This window comes from Janthinobacterium fluminis (assembly GCF_028595325.1).
GTDB classification, from domain to species: domain Bacteria; phylum Pseudomonadota; class Gammaproteobacteria; order Burkholderiales; family Burkholderiaceae_D; genus Janthinobacterium; species Janthinobacterium fluminis.
This window is the reverse complement of the sequence record NZ_JAQQXR010000001.1, coordinates 952,346-969,303: the sequence shown is the minus strand read 5'-3', so window position 1 is coordinate 969,303 and position 16,958 is coordinate 952,346. Positions and strand designations below refer to the sequence as shown.

General features: G+C 66.5%; 12 protein-coding genes. 3 read left to right on the top strand and 9 right to left on the bottom strand.

The features are described from left to right. The first annotated feature begins 128 nt into the window (after window positions 1–128). Window positions 129–695 carry an SRPBCC family protein gene (locus OIK44_RS04295; RefSeq protein ID WP_273669442.1) on the top strand — a complete coding sequence of 189 codons (567 nt, stop codon included), beginning with the start codon at window positions 129–131 and terminating at the stop codon, window positions 693–695. Window positions 696–735: 40 nt separating this feature from the next. Here OIK44_RS04295 and OIK44_RS04290 read toward each other — a convergent pair whose 3' ends face one another. The 5 genes from OIK44_RS04290 to OIK44_RS04270 all read right to left on the bottom strand — a co-directional run bounded on the left by OIK44_RS04290 (window position 736) and on the right by OIK44_RS04270 (window position 7,609). After that, window positions 736–1,722, bottom strand: coding sequence for a response regulator (locus OIK44_RS04290; protein ID WP_273669440.1), 987 nt, complete (start codon window positions 1,720–1,722; stop codon window positions 736–738). Continuing rightward, entirely contained in the window at window positions 1,715–3,130 is a 1,416-nt protein-coding gene (locus OIK44_RS04285; RefSeq protein ID WP_273669439.1) for a sensor histidine kinase, read from the bottom strand. The genes OIK44_RS04290 and OIK44_RS04285 overlap by 8 nt, the downstream gene beginning before the upstream one ends. Beyond that, window positions 3,124–4,533 (bottom strand): class I SAM-dependent methyltransferase, encoded by a 1,410-nt coding sequence (locus tag OIK44_RS04280; protein ID WP_273669437.1) that lies wholly within the window; start codon window positions 4,531–4,533, stop codon window positions 3,124–3,126. Before OIK44_RS04280 ends, OIK44_RS04285 begins: the two co-directional genes overlap by 7 nt. Window positions 4,534–5,023: 490 nt before the next feature. Then, window positions 5,024–6,613, bottom strand: coding sequence for a sensor domain-containing diguanylate cyclase (locus OIK44_RS04275; RefSeq protein WP_273669435.1), 1,590 nt, complete (start codon window positions 6,611–6,613; stop codon window positions 5,024–5,026). A 105-nt stretch (window positions 6,614–6,718) separates the two neighbouring features. Continuing rightward, complete coding sequence (locus OIK44_RS04270; protein ID WP_273669433.1) at window positions 6,719–7,609, bottom strand: LysR family transcriptional regulator; 891 nt, start codon at window positions 7,607–7,609, stop codon at window positions 6,719–6,721. Window positions 7,610–7,745: 136 nt separating this feature from the next. Between OIK44_RS04270 and OIK44_RS04265 the strand changes: the two genes are divergently transcribed. Then, window positions 7,746–8,816, top strand: a complete 1,071-nt coding sequence (locus OIK44_RS04265; RefSeq protein ID WP_273669432.1) for a YeiH family protein — start codon at window positions 7,746–7,748, stop codon at window positions 8,814–8,816. 177 nt (window positions 8,817–8,993) lie between these two features. Further along, window positions 8,994–9,845 carry a type 2 periplasmic-binding domain-containing protein gene (locus OIK44_RS04260; RefSeq protein WP_273669431.1) on the top strand — a complete coding sequence of 284 codons (852 nt, stop codon included), beginning with the start codon at window positions 8,994–8,996 and terminating at the stop codon, window positions 9,843–9,845. Between the two features lie 72 nt (window positions 9,846–9,917). Here the strand turns inward: OIK44_RS04260 and OIK44_RS04255 are convergent, their stop codons facing one another. The 4 genes from OIK44_RS04255 to OIK44_RS04240 form a co-directional block, all read right to left on the bottom strand. Further along, window positions 9,918–12,629, bottom strand: a complete 2,712-nt coding sequence (locus OIK44_RS04255) for a polysaccharide deacetylase family protein (RefSeq protein ID WP_273669430.1) — start codon at window positions 12,627–12,629, stop codon at window positions 9,918–9,920. A gap of 225 nt (window positions 12,630–12,854) precedes the next feature. Beyond that, the gene (locus OIK44_RS04250) at window positions 12,855–15,290 is read right to left on the bottom strand and encodes a TonB-dependent siderophore receptor (protein ID WP_273669429.1); all 2,436 of its coding nucleotides are present in this window, start codon (window positions 15,288–15,290) and stop codon (window positions 12,855–12,857) included. 94 nt (window positions 15,291–15,384) lie between these two features. Then, window positions 15,385–16,371 carry a FecR domain-containing protein gene (locus OIK44_RS04245; RefSeq protein ID WP_273669428.1) on the bottom strand — a complete coding sequence of 329 codons (987 nt, stop codon included), beginning with the start codon at window positions 16,369–16,371 and terminating at the stop codon, window positions 15,385–15,387. Next, entirely contained in the window at window positions 16,372–16,896 is a 525-nt protein-coding gene (locus tag OIK44_RS04240; protein WP_420213824.1) for a sigma-70 family RNA polymerase sigma factor, read from the bottom strand. Window positions 16,897–16,958: the final 62 nt, after the last annotated feature.

The following is a 16,958-nucleotide window of genomic DNA, read 5'->3' as shown; positions in this document are numbered from 1 at the left end:
TTCGACAGCCGTCCTGTGCGGACTGCGCCGTTCTCGCATGTCGGCACCCGCACCAACATGATGCATTTTGGATATAATAGTGTAAATTGAATGCTATTTTACTAATTTTCGTGCTAGCATGAATCGAGGTGGGCATCGATCTCACCTTGAAATTTTCCGAGGAATATATGCTCAAGAAAACTGCTGTCGTATCCTCTTTTCTGTTCTTCCTTCTTGCCGTCTTCGCGGCGGGCCAGCCCAGCACGTATAAATTACAGCGCGAAGTGACGATCAAGGCGCCGCCGGAGAAAGTCATGGCGCTGATTAACGATCTGCACAACTGGGCGCTCTGGGCGCCTTGGGAGGGGGACGACAGCCAGTTGAGTCGCACCTTTATCGGCGCTGAACTGGGCAAGGGGGCAGCCTATCTGTGGCAGGACAAGGAGGAGCGCAGTAGCGGCCGCATCGAAATCACCGACTCTTTCCACCCGTCGCGAGTCTTTGTCGATTTCGATTTCCTTCAGCCTGAGCAGATTCACAGTAGCGCCGAATTCACCCTGGTGTCGTTCGGAAACTCAACCAAGGTGGTGTGGCAGATGCGCGGCCCCACGTCCTTCTGGACCAAGCTGAAGGGCCTGTTCGGCCGCCGCGAGCATCCGCTGGGCGGCAGTTTCGAATCGGGCCTGGCCAGGATGAAGGCGGTGGCGGAAAAGTGAACGTGCCGCCGTTGGCGCCCGCCCGGGGCGCCGACGGCGTTTAGAATTGCTCGATCCAGGCCGCCAGTTGCGACGGCGTCAACGGCAATTCCGCCTGCGCCAGCCGGCATTGCAGGCCGGCGTCGCCGCGCGTCAGTTGCAGCGACCAGCCGCGCTTGGCCAGCCACAGCAGGCAGGCCAGCCAGAACGCGTGCGCCCCGGACACGGGGGCGTTGCTGGGCGTTTCCAGGAATTCGGTCAGGTCCCGCCCGTCGCGGAAGATGGCGCTGCCGGCGCCGACGCTGTGCAGGCGCTCGCCGAACGCGGCCGCCAGCATTTCGACGGCTTGTTCGACGCCGCGCTCCGGGTAGTCGCGTTCGATGCGCCCGAACTGGTCGCGCACGGCGGCGCCGAAGGCGGCGCTGCGGAACGCTTCCGCGCTGACCAGGTCGGCATAATCCATCAACAGCCAGTCCGGTTCCGGCGGCGTCAGCCCGGCCGTCAGGGCGGCCGCCAGGTAGGCTTCGACGGGCAGCAGTTGTTCCGGGCCGGCCAGGCTGGCGCACAGGGTGTAGATGGTGCCGATGCGGTTCGCCACCGATTGCTTTTGCCGCACCAGCAGTTTTTCGCGCAGCAGTTGGGCGTGTTCGCGGCGCAGCCGCGCCAGTTCCAGCGCCTGTTTCATTTCCATCCGCAGCGCGGCGATTTCCCACGGTTTCTGGATGTAGCGGTGGATCTGGCCGCGGTTGACCGCCTCCACCGTCTGTTCCAGCTCGGAATAGGCGGTGGTCAGCACGCGCACGATGTGCGGATGGCGGTCCCAGGCGTAGGACAGCAGTTCGTTGCCGTTGGCGCCGGGCATGCGTTGGTCCGACACCAGCACGGCGATACGCCCGGCGTTCTCGTCGAGCAGGCGCTTGCCCTCCTCGACCGAGCCGGCCGTCAGCACGGGCGCCAGGCCGCCTATCGCACGTTGGAAGTATTTGAGGGCGTTAGCCTCGTCGTCGACGTAGAGTATCGCCGGTGCGTGCGATGGAAAGTCAGTCATGCTCTTGCCTTATGTGTTCTGAAGAATTCGTGGCGGCGCCGCCGTCGGCGCCCTGCCATTCCGCGCGCGGTAAATCGAAGCTCATTTGCGTCCATTCGCCGACGACGCTGTCGGCCAGCAGCGCACCGCCGTGGCGTTCGATGACGCTATAGCTGATGCTCAGCCCCAGGCCCAGGCCCTGCCCCACTTCGCGCGTCGTGAAGAAGGGCTCGAACACCCGCGCCAGATTGTGCGCGGCGATGCCGGGGCCGTTGTCGCGCACGGCCACGCGCAGGCGCGGCCCGTCCCAGGCGGCCGTGACGTCGATGCGGTGCGGCGCGGCGCCCTGGCGCAGCGACAGCGCGGCATTGCCCAGCAGATTGATCAGCACGCCGACGATGGCCGCCTCGTCGCCGCACACCAGCGTGTCGTCCGGCAGCGCGCGCGCGACGGCAACGTCCTTGAGCTCGTGTCCGATCAGGCGGATGGCCGCGTCGAGCGCGCGCTCGAACAGAAAGTGCGCGCCCTCCACCTCGCCGCCCGCCCCGGCCTTCCTGTAGGCGAAGGTTTTCAGGTCGGAGACGATGTGCTGGATGCGCTGCATCCCCTGTTTCGCGTCGTTCAGGCAGTCGGCCAGCAAGTCGTTGGCCTTGGCGTCCGGCTCCTCGATGGCGACCTCGATGGCCATCAGACAGAAATTGACCGGATTGTTCACTTCGTGCAGCAAGCCGGCCGCCAGCGTGCCGATCGCCGCCATTTTTTCCTGTTGCAGCATTTGTCCCTTGATCTCCGCCAGGTTCTTGTTGGTTTGCTCCAGCTGGCTGTTCTTATCGGCCACCTCGGCCTTCAGCTGGAACAACATGAAACGCGCCTGTTCATTATAGAAGGTGCAGACGGCGCTGGCGATGGCTGTGAAGATCAGGAACAGGGAATTGACGCCAAAGGCGCCGCGCCACTCGAAGCCGCCCGGATGCAGGTAGCAGGCGGCAAAGTAGAACAGGTAGCTGAGCGCGCCAAGGGCGGCATTTTGCCACAGGCTGAACGGCAGCGCGATGGCCGAGGCGAACACGGCCAGGTTCAAGCCGGCGTAATAGATGGAATCGGCGCCCTCGGTGACCCAGATCATCCAGGCGATCATCGCCTGCGGTAGCAGCAGCCACAGGAAGGTCAGCGCCGGCACGCGGCGCCGCCCCCAGTCGCTGCCCATGACGCCGATGACGGCCAGCATCAGCGTGGCGAACAGCAGGCGCACCAGGGCGAAGCGCAGTTGCTGCTGCGGATACAGGCTGTAGTCGAGGCCGACGCCAAATAGCACCAGCGCGATGCCGGTCCAGGCGCCGCCCCGGCTGAATTTCAGGCGGTAGGCGCTGAGGGTGGCGTCGTACCGGCCGCGCAGTTCGGCGTCCGGCGCCGGCACCGACGTCAGCACGCGCTGCTCGCTTCGGCGAAGACGTTGACGCCGGTGGCGTCGACATACAGGCGCTGCGCCGTCGACAGCGGCGGCAGCAGCGCCGCCATCTGCGCCTGGTCGCGGTAGATCAGATACCATTCCAGCAGGTGCTCCATGCCGGCCTTTTCCGGATTGTCGGAGTGGACGTTGGTCAGCAGCAGGCGGCCTCCGCGGCGCATGCGCGCGACGAAATGGTTGATCAGCCGTATACACACCTTGTCAGACAGGTAGTCGAACAGCCCGGCACAGTAGACGGCGTCGAACTCGCCAAAGCCCTGCGGCGCCGGCGTGGCGCTGACGCGGCGCTTCAGCAGTTGGTGGACGGAGTCGTGCACATAGTCGATCGCCACCTCCTGGCGGCCGCGCGCCGCCTGTGCCTGCGCCTGCGCCAGCGTGGCGCGCGTATAGGCCAGCGTCTCCTCGCTGAAGTCGACCAGCTCGAAGGCCAGCCAGTGCGGCTCCGGATACTCCTGCAGGAAGCGCTGGATTTCGACGGCCGGGCCGCAACCGACGTTGAGCACGCGGAAGGGGCGCCCGGCCAGCCGCGCCGCGTCGGCCTGGCCGGCCAGGAAGTCGACCAGGATGTCGATGCGGTTGCGGTGGGCGTGCGCGACGGCCGTCTGCAGGAAGGCCGCATTGACGATCTGGAAATAGGTGCTCGGCCCCTGCCGCGGGTCGTCGAGTATCTGCCTGACCATCTGGTAGTCGCCGGCGTAGCCGAGCGGCTTGGTGTAGGTGCGGAAGACGAAGGGGGCGCGCAGGATCAGCGGGTGCAGCGCCGCCTGGACGAAGGCGCGGTGGGCCGGCGCCAGCTCCTCGTCGACCAGCGCGGCCTGGCCGTTGAGTTCGTCGAAATAGTGGCGCGTCTTTTCCATCAGCGGCTCGGCCAGCTCGAAGAAGACATCCTCGCGCAGGCGCCCATCCTGCTTCGGCAGTGCGTCCGACATGTCGACCTGTTCGACCCAGCGCGACACCTCGGCCAGGAAGGCGCGCATTTCGTTGACGACGACCTGGTAGTCGCGGCGTATGCAAAAGCGCTGGTCCCATTCGCGCACGAAATTGCCGGCCTCGTGGCGCAGCGCGCCCGGCACCAGGGCGACATTGCTCAACTCGCGCCACTCGTCGATCAAGGCCACCGACACCAGCGCCGTCAGACCCGTGTTGACCATGCTGATGACGACCGCCTTGCCGAGGTAAATGCTTTTGATACCGCGGCGCACGGTCAGCTCATCGAGCACCTCGCTGACCTGGACGATGGAGTACGGGTTGTAGACCTCCATCACCAGCGCCTTGCGCTGCAAATTGATGATGGTCGCGCGCACGGATTCTCCCTGCGAGTTGCGGAAATTCACCACCGGATCGATTTGCGATTCTGAATACACGATTGAACACTATGAAATTGCCGGAAGCCCCGGCGGGAGATGGCACACGCACACCGCCAGCTTCACGCGGCGGGCAGCAAAATGGACGCGACGGCACACAGCGCAGCCAGGGGAACGCGGGCGCGCGGGGGTGACAGTCGAGTGTACTATGGATACGTAGCAATGAGCAATTATTGCCCTGCTGGCCATGGGCGAATACCACGGCGGCGCCGCGCCGCGCGGCCGGTGCGCGTAGTCGAGCACCGGCGCCGGCGTAGAGGGCGGCGATGACGCTGGAACGGTGGAGGGGCAGCATGCGGGCGGCGAGCCTTATGTGAGCGACGGCCGAACAGCATATATGCCCGGCGTGACAAGCCGATGACAATGCCGGGGAAGTGTCCGCGCCCTAAAGTTACCGCAACCAAATGGGGTCAGGTCTAGACATGGCGGTTTTCGCCCCCAAAACCGCCATGTCTAGACCTGACCCCAGCACCGGTTTGGTGCATGCGCCTCAGGCTGCGGCGTCGCCGGCGTGCAGCAGTTGTTTTGCCGGGCCGCAGACGCGGTTGCGGCCGTGCGCTTTGGCTTGGTAGAGGGCCTGGTCGGCCGCTTCGATCAGTTCCAGGGGCCGGCTGTCGAGCCGCACCGGCGCGAACGCTTCGACGCCGGCGCTGACGGTGACGACGCCGCCGTTGTTGCCGGCATGGCGTAGTTGTAGTTTGTTGATGGCCTTGCGGATGTTTTCGGCCACGATGAGGGCGCCGGCCACGTCCGTTTCCGGCAGTAGTACGGCCATTTCTTCGCCGCCGTAGCGCGCCGTGATGTCGCCGGGCCGGTGTTTGCTGCCGGCCACCACTTTGCCAATGGCGCGCAGGCATTCGTCGCCGGCCGGGTGGCCGTAGATGTCGTTGTATTGTTTGAAGCAGTCGACGTCGATCATGATCAGCGCCAGCGAGCTGGCGTTGCGCATGGCCCGGCTGAATTCTTCCTGCAGCGAGGCGTCGAACTGGCGCCGGTTCGCCAGCCCCGTCAAGCCGTCTTGCATGGCCAGTTTTTCCAGCGTGCGGTTGAGCGTTTCCAGCGAGTTGCGCGCGAGTACCAACTCGGACTCGGTCTGGCTGCGCAGCTCGATCTGCCTCACCAGGCGCCAGCCCATCCAGCCCAGCACCAGCACCAGCAGGCCGACGCCGATGCCGTGCAGGTAGGCGTCGGCCCGCCATTGGGCCAGTATTTCGTCCCTGGACAGCGCCGCCGAGATCACCAGCGGGTATTGCTCCAGCTTGCGGTAGCTGTTGATGCGGGTAACGCCGTCCTGGCCGGAGGTGATGATGGCCGTGCCGACCGGCCCGCGCGGCAGATGATCGCGGAACAGAGGCAGCGCGGAGATGTTGCGGCCCAGCGATTTTTCCTCGAACGGACGGCGCACCAGCATGATGCCGTTGTCGAGCGCGACGAAGATGGCGCCGGAGCGGCCTATCATGAAGCGCTCGAAGAAGGACCTGAAGTAGTCCATCTTGATGGTCGCCAGCACCACGCCGGCAAAGCTGCCGTCGGCCGCGTCGATGCGCCGCGAGACGGTGACGATCCAGTCGCCGGTGGATTTGCTGCGGATCGGCGGCCCGATGTGCGGCCCGCGCTCCGCATGGCTGCGGTGGTAGGCAAAATACTCGCGGTCGGCGTTGTTTTGCCCTTTGGCCATCGTCGGCTGCGAGTTGACCAGCCAGCCGCCGTCGCGGTCGTAGACAAACAGCCCGTGCAATTGCGGCAGCTCGCCCACGCGCTTGATCAACAAGCGGTGGATGCGCTCCAGTTGGGAAGGCTTGCGTCCGTCCGTTTCCATCCGCTCCACAAGGCCGACGAGGATCGTGTCGGTTTCCTTGACGGTGTCGTAAGCGTGCTGCGCCACCGCCTGCGCCAGATTGGCCGTGGCGATCGTCGTTTCGTGCAACTGGATGTCGCGCGCCCGCCAGGTCAGCCAGGCTTGCACCGCGACCAGCGACGCGCATACCAGCACGACGAAGGAGACGGCGCGCCATTTGATGGGCGAAAAACCGGTGTTCAAGTCGATGATGCGCGCCGCGATTCCGCGTAGCTTGGCCATGATGTCCCCCCGTAGCGGCGCCCGCACACACCGGCGCAGTTCCATTGTGCCGCGTTCCCCGGCGGGAAATCTCTCAGATAGTCACGGCGCCCGCAGTTTGCGGACTCAGCCGCCATATTCGCGGCAAGTCTGCAGGAAGGCGGCCAGGCGCGGCGACAGCATCTTGCGCTCGTGGTGAATCAGGTAGAAATGCCGCTGCAGCGGCGGCAGCGCCGTGTCGAGTTCGACGAGCTGGCCGCCGGCCAGCAGGTCGGCCACCACCACGCGCGACAGGCAGGCGATGCCCAGCCCGGCCGCCGCCGCGTACTTGATCGCCTCGGAGTTGCTGAATTCGCCGGCCGGATGCAGATAATGCAGATGCGGCACCAAGGCGTGTTCGACCGCCTCGCGCGTGCCGGAGCCCGATTCGCGCAGCAGCCAGCCGGCGCCGCGCAGCGCCGCCGGCGCCAGCTTGCCGCCGCCGGCCAGGGCGTGGCCGGGCGCGGCGACGACGATCATGCGGTCGCTGAGCCAGGGTTCGACGTGCAGCCCGGGCTGGTGGCACGGCCCCTCGATCAGCCCGAGGTCGACGCGGAACTCCGCCACGGCCGCGGCGACGGCGGCCGTGTTGGCGATGCTCACCTGCGGCGTGCTGCGGCCGTGGCGCCGGGCGAAGCCGGCCAGTATCGCCGGCAGCAGGTAGCTGCCGATGGTGGTGCTGGCGCCGATGCGCAGGCCGACCGGCACGGCCGGCGCGCCGCCGGCGAACTGGCGTTCGATGCTGGCGGCCGCGTCGCCCATGTGGCGCGCCTGGGGTAGCAGCAGGCGGCCGTTGTCGTTCAAGACCAGGCGCCGGCCGACGCGGTCGAACAACTGCGCGCCCAGCAGCGACTCCAGCTCATTGAGCGCGGCGCTGGCGGCCGATTGCGACAGCGCCACCGCGTCGGCGGCGGCGGCCGTGCTGCCGTGGTCGGCCACGGCCAGAAAAATTTGTAACTGTCTCAGCGTCAAAGCCATCGAATAAGCAATTTAATGGGTTAAATATACAAAAACAATTCGTTTTACCATTTAAATGCCGAACTGTACAGTGCGCTACGTGGCCACGGCCACGAAAAGCGCAGCCCTTCGCCGCGCGCACAGTCCAGGAAAAACCATGCATACCGCCCCCGCCGCCCTCCCATCCGCCACGCCCCGCTGGCAGCAACTGCTGCCGGGCCTGCTGTTCAGCGGCGCCCTCGCCTGCGCCGCCAGCGAACTGGGCGCACTGCCGGCGCTGCAGGCGCAGGGCGTCAGCGCCCTGACCCTGGCCATCGTGCTGGGCATGGCGCTCGGCAACACCTGCTACGCCCGCCTGGCGCCGCCCTGCGCGGCCGGCGTCGACTTTTCCAGGCAGACGCTGCTGCGCCTGGGCATCATCCTGTACGGCTTCCGCCTGACCTTCCAGGACATCGGCGCCGTCGGCCTGGCCGGCGTGGCGATCGACGCGCTGGTGCTGACATCGACCTTCGCGCTGGCTCTGTTGCTGGGGACGAAAGTGTTCAAGCTGGAGCGCAACAGCGCCATCCTCATCGGCGCCGGCAGCGCCATCTGCGGCGCCGCCGCGATCATGGCGGCCGAGCCCGTCGTCGAGGGGCGCCGCGAACAGGTGGCCGTCGCCGTCGCCACCGTCGTCGTGTTCGGCACGCTGGCCATCTTCCTCTACCCGCTGCTGTACCGGCTCAATCTGCACTGGCAGGTGATCGGCGCGGCGCCGGCCGCCTTCGGCGTGTATGTCGGCTCGACCGTGCACGAGGTCGCGCAGGTGGTCGCCGCCGCCCGGGCCGTCGGCACGCAAGCGGCCGACAGCGCCGTCATCGCGAAAATGGTGCGCGTGATGATGCTGGCGCCCTTCCTGATGGTGCTGTCGGCCTGGCTGGCGCGCGGCCGCGCCGCCGGCGCCGCGCCGGGCGGCGCGCGCCTGGCGGTCCCCTGGTTTGCCTTCGTCTTCATCGCCGTGGTCGGCTTCAACTCGCTGGCCTGGCTGCCGCGCCCGGTGGTCGCCGCCGTCACCGCCGCCGACACCTTCCTGCTGGCGATGGCCATGGCCGCCCTCGGCCTGGGCACGCAATGGTCGGCCATCCGCCGCGCCGGCCTCAAGCCGCTGCTGCTGGCGGCCCTGCTGTTCTGCTGGCTAGTCGCGGGCGGCGCCGCCATCAACGCCGGCGTCGCAGCGATGTTGGCGTAAAACTCCAGCGGATTGATGCACAAATGATACGAAAGGTGTAATCTGGCGGAGTCCGCAGAACGGGCACAGACTGCGGCAATTCCACAGGGGGAGCGCCAAGTGCGTCCACACACGAAGCAAGCCGGCGACGCGCCGGCACACGGGCGGGCATCGCCGCGGCTGACGGCATCCGCCCTCATGCTCGCAACGCTGCTGTGCTGCGGCGCGGCGGCCGGCGCCGGCGTGAAAGTCGTCTATCCGGCCGACGAAGCGGCCGGCGGCACGCGCTTCAACGACTTGATCGAGCTGCTCCAGCAGGCGCTGGAAAAGACGGCGGCGGAATATGGCCCGTTTGAGCTGCGGGCCTCGCACGCCGGCATGACGGAGGCGCGCTACCTGGCCGAGCTGAAAAGCCCTGGCCGCGAAATCAACATCGCCTGGACCTCGACCTCGAAGGCGAAGGAGCGCGAGCTGCTGCCGCTGCGCATCCCGCTGCGCAAAGGTCTGCTCGGCTACCGCATTGCCCTGATCGCCCAGGACAAGCAGGCGCTGGTCGACCAGGTCGACACCATCGAAGACCTGAGAAAGCTGACCTTCGGCCAGGGCCTCGGCTGGGGCGACACCGAGCTGTACGAAGCCAACGGCATCCACGTCAGCAAAGCCCGCTACGAGAACCTGTTTGCGATGACGGCGCTGGGGCGCGTCGACATATTCCCGCGCGGCATCAGCGAAATATTCGTCGAACACCAGTCGCACGTGGCCGCCAACCCGACGCTGGCGATCGAAAAAAACCTGCTGATTTACTATCCCTGGCCGTACTACTTCTTCTTCAACCGGCAAGACGCGGCCCTCAAGGCGCGCGTCGAAAGCGGCCTGCGCACGATGCTGACGGACGGCAGCTTCGACCTGCTGTTCCGCAAATACCATGGCCTGGCCATCGAACAGGCCGAGCTGAGCCGGCGCCGCGTCATCCGCATCGACAACGACATGCTGCCGCCGGAAACGCCGCTGAACGACCCCTCGCTGTGGTTCGACCCGTCCCGCTACTAGCGATACAGCCGGGGACAGACCACGATTTCCGAGAAATATTTCTCGGAAATCGTGGTCTGTCCCCGGCTGTTGTTAGATTTTTTCCAGTTGCTGTTTGGCGTAGACGGCCTGGCTGCCACCCGGCGCCAGTTCCAGGTAGGTGCGGTAGGCGCCTTTGGCTTTGGCAACGTCGCCGGAACGGGCCTGGGCGTCGCCCAGGTTCAGGTAGGCGATCGCCCGCGACGGGTCCATTTTGATGGTGTTCTCGAACCAGCGCGCCGCTTCCGGATATTTTTCCTGCTTGTAGAAGACGAAGCCGAGGTTGTTGGCCGCCAGCGCGAAGTCGGTGCGCAGTTTCAGCGCTTCCGTGAATTGCGCCTCGGCCGCCGCGTATTGCTTCTCCTTGTAGAGTTGCAGGCCGCGGTCGTTGGCCCGCTGCGCCAGTTGCCGCGCCGACGTCGGCACCGTCGGCGGCGTGACGATTTTCTGTTCGACGCCCTGCAAGTCCTTGACGGTGACGGCGCCGGCCGGCGCGCCGGCAGCCTTGCGCTCCTCGCCCGGCGCCGGGCGCGAGGCGTCCAGCTTGGAGTTCAGCGCGATCGCCGCCGTCGACAGTTGCGTCGTGGTCGGGCTGAGGAACTCCGTCTCGCCCGGCAGTTCGAAGACGAAGTCGCCGCCCTCCGAGCCCGGCAGGCTGCCGAAGGCCGGCGTCTGGTTCGACACGCTGGCCACGGCCGGCGCGACATAGGCGGCCAGCTCGGTGGCCGTGATCAGGCCGTCGCCATTCAGGTCGGCCTTGCCGGCCATGCCCTGCAGCAGCGTCCAGGTGAACACCGAATGGCCGTTCGGCCCGCCGTCGGCGACCAGTTGGTCGCCGCCGCCGGCCGTCAGCATTTGCCGGCCGATGCGCTTGGCGTTGTCGCGCAGGAAGGAGCTGGAACCGGCGCCGCGCGTCAGGCCCAGGCCGCTGTAGCAGGCGTCCATGACGAACAGCGCGTGCTTGGCCGTCAGGCTTTCGGCGATGTTCTGGATTTCCGTCATCGGGATGGCGTCGGTGGCGAACTGGTTCGGGTCCGAGTCCGCCGGCACGATGTAGCCGAGGTCGCGCCCCGAGCTGAGCTTGCGGGTGGCGCCGTGGCCGGCGAAGAAGACGAAGATGCGGTCGTTCCTTTGCACGCCGCCGTGGGCCAGCTTGTCGTGGAAGGCGGCCAGGATATTGGTGCGGGTCGCCTCGGCGTTCTTCAGCGATACGACGCGCTCGGGCGCGAAGCCGAATTTTTCGACCAGGCTCTGGCGCACGCCCTGCGCGTCGCGCACCGCGTATTGCAGCTTGGGCCACTTGGCGTAGTCGTCGATGCCGATCACCACGGCCCAGGAATTGCCGTAGCCGGTGGTGACGGGGGTTTTCTCGGCCACCGGCGTGGCGCCCTTGCTGACCTTGAAGGTGCTGCCGTCCCAGCCGGCGAACTGGTAGCCGTCCGCCACCAGCCGGTCCAGCACGGCCGGCAGCGCCTTGACGGTGCGCTCGTGGATGTCGTGGAACAGGATGATGCCGCGCCCTTCCTTGTCGACGGAGCGCAGCACGCGGTCGGCGATCGAGCTGGGCACCGGATCGGCCCAGTCCAGCGAGTCGATATTCCACATCACCGATTTCAGATGGGCGCCGGCCAGCGCCGCCATGCCTTCGCCGTTGCGGGCGCCGTAGGGGAAGCGGAACAGCGGCGCGCGCTCGTTGTTGATGGCCTTGAGCAGCACGTCGGTGTTGAGGATTTCGCCCTTCAGGCTGTCGCCGGTCTGCTTCGACAGCTGCGCGTGCGTGAAGCTGTGGTTGCCGACGGCGTAGCCATCGGCCATCAGCTTGCGGCTCACTTCGGCGCCGGCCGACAGTTTCGCCTTGCCGGCCGCGTCCAGGCTGCCCAGGTTGCGTCCGACGCTGAAGAATACGGCCGGCACCCCGTATTGTTTAAGGATGGCGGCGATTTCCTCGCTGTAGCGCTTGTGCGGGCCGTCGTCGAAGGTCAGCACCACGGTTTTCTTCGGCAGCGCCGTGCCGAAGATTTCCGCCTCGTCCTTTTTGACGTCCGCTTCGGCCGCGGCCGCCGGCGCCGCCGGGTAAGGCAGCACGACACCGTATTCCTTGAGAATCTGTTCGCGCGTGTAGCGCTTTTTCAGGTGGGCGACGTAATCGTCCCAGCGCTCGCGCTTCAGCTCGATGGCGCGCGCCTCGAAACGGCCGAAGATCTGGCGTATCTCTTTTTCATAGTTGCGCTCGATTTCGGCCAGCGCGTCCAAGTCTTCCGAAATGCGCTTGTGCACCTTGATGGCCGGCAGCGAGGAATCCTTGGCGACGTCGGCCAACAGGGTTTGCAGCAGCTCGCGGAAAGCCAGGCGGTCGGCGTCGAACAGGTCCGGGTCCGACTCGACATAGCTCAGCAGCGCATCGATGGCCTCGAAGCGGCCCGCATTGCCCGGCGCCGTCAGCGCGGCGAGCGCCTCGTCGAGCCGGGCGATGCGCGCCTGGTTGTCATGGAACAAGCCCTGGCCGACGCGCCGGGTTTCCTCGCGCAACTGCGCCGACTGCGCCTGCTCGTCGGCCAGCAGCACGATGATTTTGCGGTGGGCGGCCAGCACTTCACGGAATTGCGCGCCGATGGCGGCGGCGTCGACGCTGCCGACCGGGGCGGCTGCGCCGGAAACGGGCGCTGGCGCCGGCGCCGTGGCCGGGCGCTTGGCGAGGTACAGGCCGCCGCCGACCGCCATCAGGGCGGCGAGCGTAACGGCGATCTTGATCGGCTTGGAAGTCACAATGGGGGTCCGTAAAAAACGATGTGTGAAAAATACAATATGGCTATGGGCGTAATTGTAGAGCACACCTTGCCTTTACGTAAGACCGCGCGCGCCCGCCACGCGGGGCCGCGCAAGCCTGGGCCAATCATTTTGACAACAATCCGCCGGATTTACAGAAGAGCATGCGGACAATGCTGCTGGCCGGCGAAGCGCGCAAGCACGCGCAGCCGGCCAATCTGGCTGTTACCAGCGATACGTGGCCGACGCGACGACCTGGCGCCGCTCGCCGAAGAAGCAGGCGTAGGTGCAGGACGCGATATAGCGCTTGTCGCCCAGGTTGTTGAGGTTCAGGGCATAGCGCCATGGCCCCGTTTCATAGGACAGCATCGCGTCGGCGACCGTATAGGCCGGCACCTTGCCATCCACAAACAGGCCCAGCGTGGAGCCGACGTAACGCAGGCCGCCGCCCAGCTTCATCCCCGCCACACCGAAATTGGCCAGGTCGGCCTCGCCCCACACGGAAGCGGCATGCAAAGGCACGGCGCCGCGCCGCTGGCCGACCAGCGCCGGATCGGTATCGGCTGTCGTGCTGGCGTTCGTGTACGCATACGAGGCCAGCACGGTGAAAGCCTTGCCGATCCGCGTGTTCGCCTCCAACTCCAGGCCGCGCGAACGGATCTCGCCCGTTTGCACGCCGAAACCCTGGTGTTTTGGATCGGCCGCCATCACGTTTTGCTGCGTCAACTGGTAGACGGCGGCGCTCAGCAGCGTATCCGTGCCGGCCGGCTGCCAGCGCAGACCGGCCTCATACTGCTCGCCGCGGCTCGGTTTGAAGCGGGCGCCGCCGAACGCCACCCCGGACACCGGCTGGAAGGACTGGCTGAAGCTGACGAACGGCGCCAGGCCGTTGTCGGCCAGGTAGACCAGGCCGGCGCGGCCGGTCGTCGCCGAACTGCTCTCCTTGCTGTTCGGACTGACGCCGTCGACCGGGATCTGGCGCTCGCTGGCGCGGTCATGGCGGGCCCCCAGCAGCAGGCTCCAGCGCCGGTCGATCTTCATCTGGTCCTGCACATACACGCCGACATTACGCAAGACCGACACCGGGTTCCACAGATTCGGCACGGCCTGGCCAATCTCGTAAACATAATTCGGCTTGAAATAGTCGAAGGGCTGCTTGACCTCCCGGTCGGCGCGGATGCTGCGGTGATACTGGTAAGTGGTGTCGACGCCGGCCAGCAGCGTGTGCTCAACGCGTCCGCCGCCGACCGTGTAGACCAGCGACGTGTCGGTGGTATAAGCCTTGGAGAAATCGTCGCGGTCCTGCACCCCGTGGGAGGCGGAGCTGGCCTGATTCGCATCCAGGCCATCCACCGACGTGCTGGGGAACGCCACCTCGGAGCGGAAGGCGCGCGCATTGTGGCGCAGCGTCAGGTTCGCGCTGAAGGCGTGCTCGAACAAATAGCCCAGCAAGGCATTCTTGCCGTCATACTTATCGCGGCCCGGCGTGCCCAGGTATAAATTGCTGGGAAACTTGCCGTTCGGATTAGGCAAAATGCTGCCGGCCGTCGGCAAACCGTACACATAATTGGTGCGGCTGTGCAGATGTTCCGCCTGCAGCGTCAGCGCGGTGGCGGCGCCGATCTGCCACTTGATGGCGCCGGACAGGAACTGGCGGTCGTCCGGCACATGGTCGACGAAGGTGTCGCTGCTGCGCGCCAGGCCCGTCAAGCGGTAACTGAGGCTGCCGTCGGTGTTTAGCGGGCCGCCGAAATCACCCTTGACCTGCTTGCGCCGATAATTGCCCAGCTCGACGCCCAGCTCGCGCAGCGGCTCGGCGGTGGGCTGCTTGCTGACCGTGTTGATGATGCCGCCCGGCGCCGCCGTGCCATACAACAGCGAAGCGGCGCCCTTCAAGACCTCGATGCGCTCCAGGCCATACAACTCCTGCTGGCCATTGTAAGGATTGACCATGAACTTCGAGCCGTCGCGGTACAGATTACCCATATTGGCGCCCGCCTGAAAGCCGCGGATGACGAAACTGTCGGCGGTGCGGTCGCTGCCCTCGGTGCGCACCACGCCGGCCGAATAGGCCAGCGCATCGGCCAGATTGCGCGGCTGCGTGGCCTCGATCTGCCGCGCCGTCACCACCGACACCGACTGCGGAATCTCCAGAATCGGCGTATCGGTCTTGCTGCCGACGGAGCTGCGCTTGGCGCCATACACCGCGGCGTCATCGTGCCCGGCGACGGCCTTCACCGTGACCGCCGCCAGCGTCGCGGCCACTGGCGCCGCTGCGGCCGGCGCGCTACTGCGCACCAGCGCATACGCGCCCTGCCCCTGGGACACGGCCGTCAGCTTCGCGCCCTGCAGCAAAGCCGGCAAGGCTTCCGGCACCGTAAAACTGCCGCGCAAGCCTGGGCTATTCAAACCCGCCGTCAAATCGCTGGCGAAAGAAAGCAGAATGCCGGATTCGCGGCCGAAGCGGTTCAACACGCCTTCCAGCGGGCCGGCCGGGATGTCATACGCTTTGCGCGCCTGCGCGGCCGGGGCGTCGGCGGCCTGCGCGGCGACCGGCAGCCACAACGCCGTCGCGGCGCAAACGTGGCCGACGGCATAAGCCAACACCGTGCGGGTCAATTGTTGCCGGGTGCTGCGCCGGGCGCGGGAGAAATGCTGCATAGTCTGTTTCCTTGCGATGGGGTGGGAGATGTGATGCGCTCACCTCCTATGTCACGCGAGAAAGCAAAACAGACCACCATGAACGAAATATTTTTCAGGCGGCGCGCCCGACGCTGACCCAATAGCGGCTGATGAAGCGCACCTGCAACGGTAGCGTCGCGGCCAGCGCCGCCAGGATGCGGTCCGTGTCGGCCAGCGGATAGCTGCCGGAGACGCGCAAACCGGCCACGTCGGCGTCCCAGCGCAACCGGCCGGGGCGGTGGCGCGCCAGCTCCGCGAGGAAATCGTCGAGGCGCATGCCGCTGGCGACGAGCACACCGTCGACCCAGGCGCCGGCATGCGCGTCGAGCGGCGCCGGCGCGCCGGCGCCGTCCGCGCTGAAGCGCAACTGCGAACCGGCGCGCAAAGTGTATGCCAACGCGGCGCGCCCGCGCGGGCGCACCGCCACCGCGCCCTCGAACACCGCAAGGGCGCAAAAATCGCCATGCTGGCGCACCAGGAAGCGCGTGCCCAAAGGCTGCAGCTCGCCGTGCGCCGTCTCAAGCAAGAACGGCCGGGCGGCGCGGCCGCCGTCCTTGCCGGTGCTGACGAGGACTTCGCCGGCCAGCAAGCGCAAACGCCGCTCGCCGGCGCTGAAACGCACACTGATCGCGCTATCCGTGTTCATATCCACCGTACTGCCATCGGCCAGCACAACGGTGCGCCGCTGGCCGACGGCGGTGCGCTCATCGGCCAGCCAGACACGCCACGGCGCCCGCTCCTGCGCCAGCCAGGCGCCGCCGCCGGCGAACAACAGCACCGCCAGCGACTTCAGCGCGGCGCGCCGCTGCGGCGAACGCGGCGGCGCCAGCGCCGCATGCGCGACGCGCGCGCCCAGCGGCGAAGCCAGTCCCAGCAAACGGCCGTTGAAGGCCTCGATGCGCTGCCAGGCGCGCTCATGATCGGGATGGCTGGCGCGCCAGCGCTGCAAAGCCTCGGCGCTGCGCCCGCCGGCGCCATCCTCCTGAAGCTCGACCAGCCAGCGCACGGCGCGGCGCGCGATCCGCGGCGGAATCGCCCCGCCATCCGCATGCGCGCCCACTCAGTGCCCGGCAATCGCAAAATAGCACTGCGTACCGGCGCGCACCAGATAGCGCTTCACCGTCGTCACCGACACGCCGAGCGCCAAGGCGATCTCGGCGTGGCTCAAGCCGTCGAGCTGGGCAAACAAGAAAGCCCGCTTGACGGGCTGCGGCAAACCGTCCAACAGACGGTCCAACTCAAACAGCGTCTCCAACAACATGGCGCGCTCCTCCGGTCCCGGCGCCAGCGCCTCGGGGGCCAGCGCCAGCGCATCGCGGTAAGCGCGCTCGATCTGCTCGCGGCGCCAATGATTGGCCAGCACGCGCTGCGCCACGGTCGTCAAAAACGCCCGCGGCTGCGCCAGCGCGACCGGCTCCTCGCGCGCCAACAAACGCAAAAACGTATCGTGGGCCAAATCCGCGGCGCGATGCGAACAACCGAGCTTCTTGCGCAGCCAGCCCTGCAGCCAGCCATGATGATGGTCATACAACCGGGCCACCTGCTGCGGCACATCCGGATCAAACGAAAGCGACACAAGCGACATGGGCACCGTCATATGCAAATGAGAATAATTCTCATTGTATATTATTCCATGGGGTCAGGTCT

Bases quoted from the DNA above. Each gene is read 5' to 3' on its own strand.
- OIK44_RS04290 (WP_273669440.1), bottom strand. From the start codon at position 1,722: ATGACTGACTTTCCATCGCACGCACCGGCGATACTCTACGTCGACGAC.
- OIK44_RS04275 (WP_273669435.1), bottom strand. From the start codon at position 6,613: ATGGCCAAGCTACGCGGAATCGCGGCGCGCATCATCGACTTGAACACC.
- OIK44_RS04270 (WP_273669433.1), bottom strand. From the start codon at position 7,609: ATGGCTTTGACGCTGAGACAGTTACAAATTTTTCTGGCCGTGGCCGAC.
- OIK44_RS04265 (WP_273669432.1), top strand. From the start codon at position 7,746: ATGCATACCGCCCCCGCCGCCCTCCCATCCGCCACGCCCCGCTGGCAG.
- OIK44_RS04260 (WP_273669431.1), top strand. From the start codon at position 8,994: ATGCTCGCAACGCTGCTGTGCTGCGGCGCGGCGGCCGGCGCCGGCGTG.
- OIK44_RS04250 (WP_273669429.1), bottom strand. From the start codon at position 15,290: ATGCAGCATTTCTCCCGCGCCCGGCGCAGCACCCGGCAACAATTGACC.
- OIK44_RS04240 (WP_420213824.1), bottom strand. From the start codon at position 16,896: ATGTCGCTTGTGTCGCTTTCGTTTGATCCGGATGTGCCGCAGCAGGTG.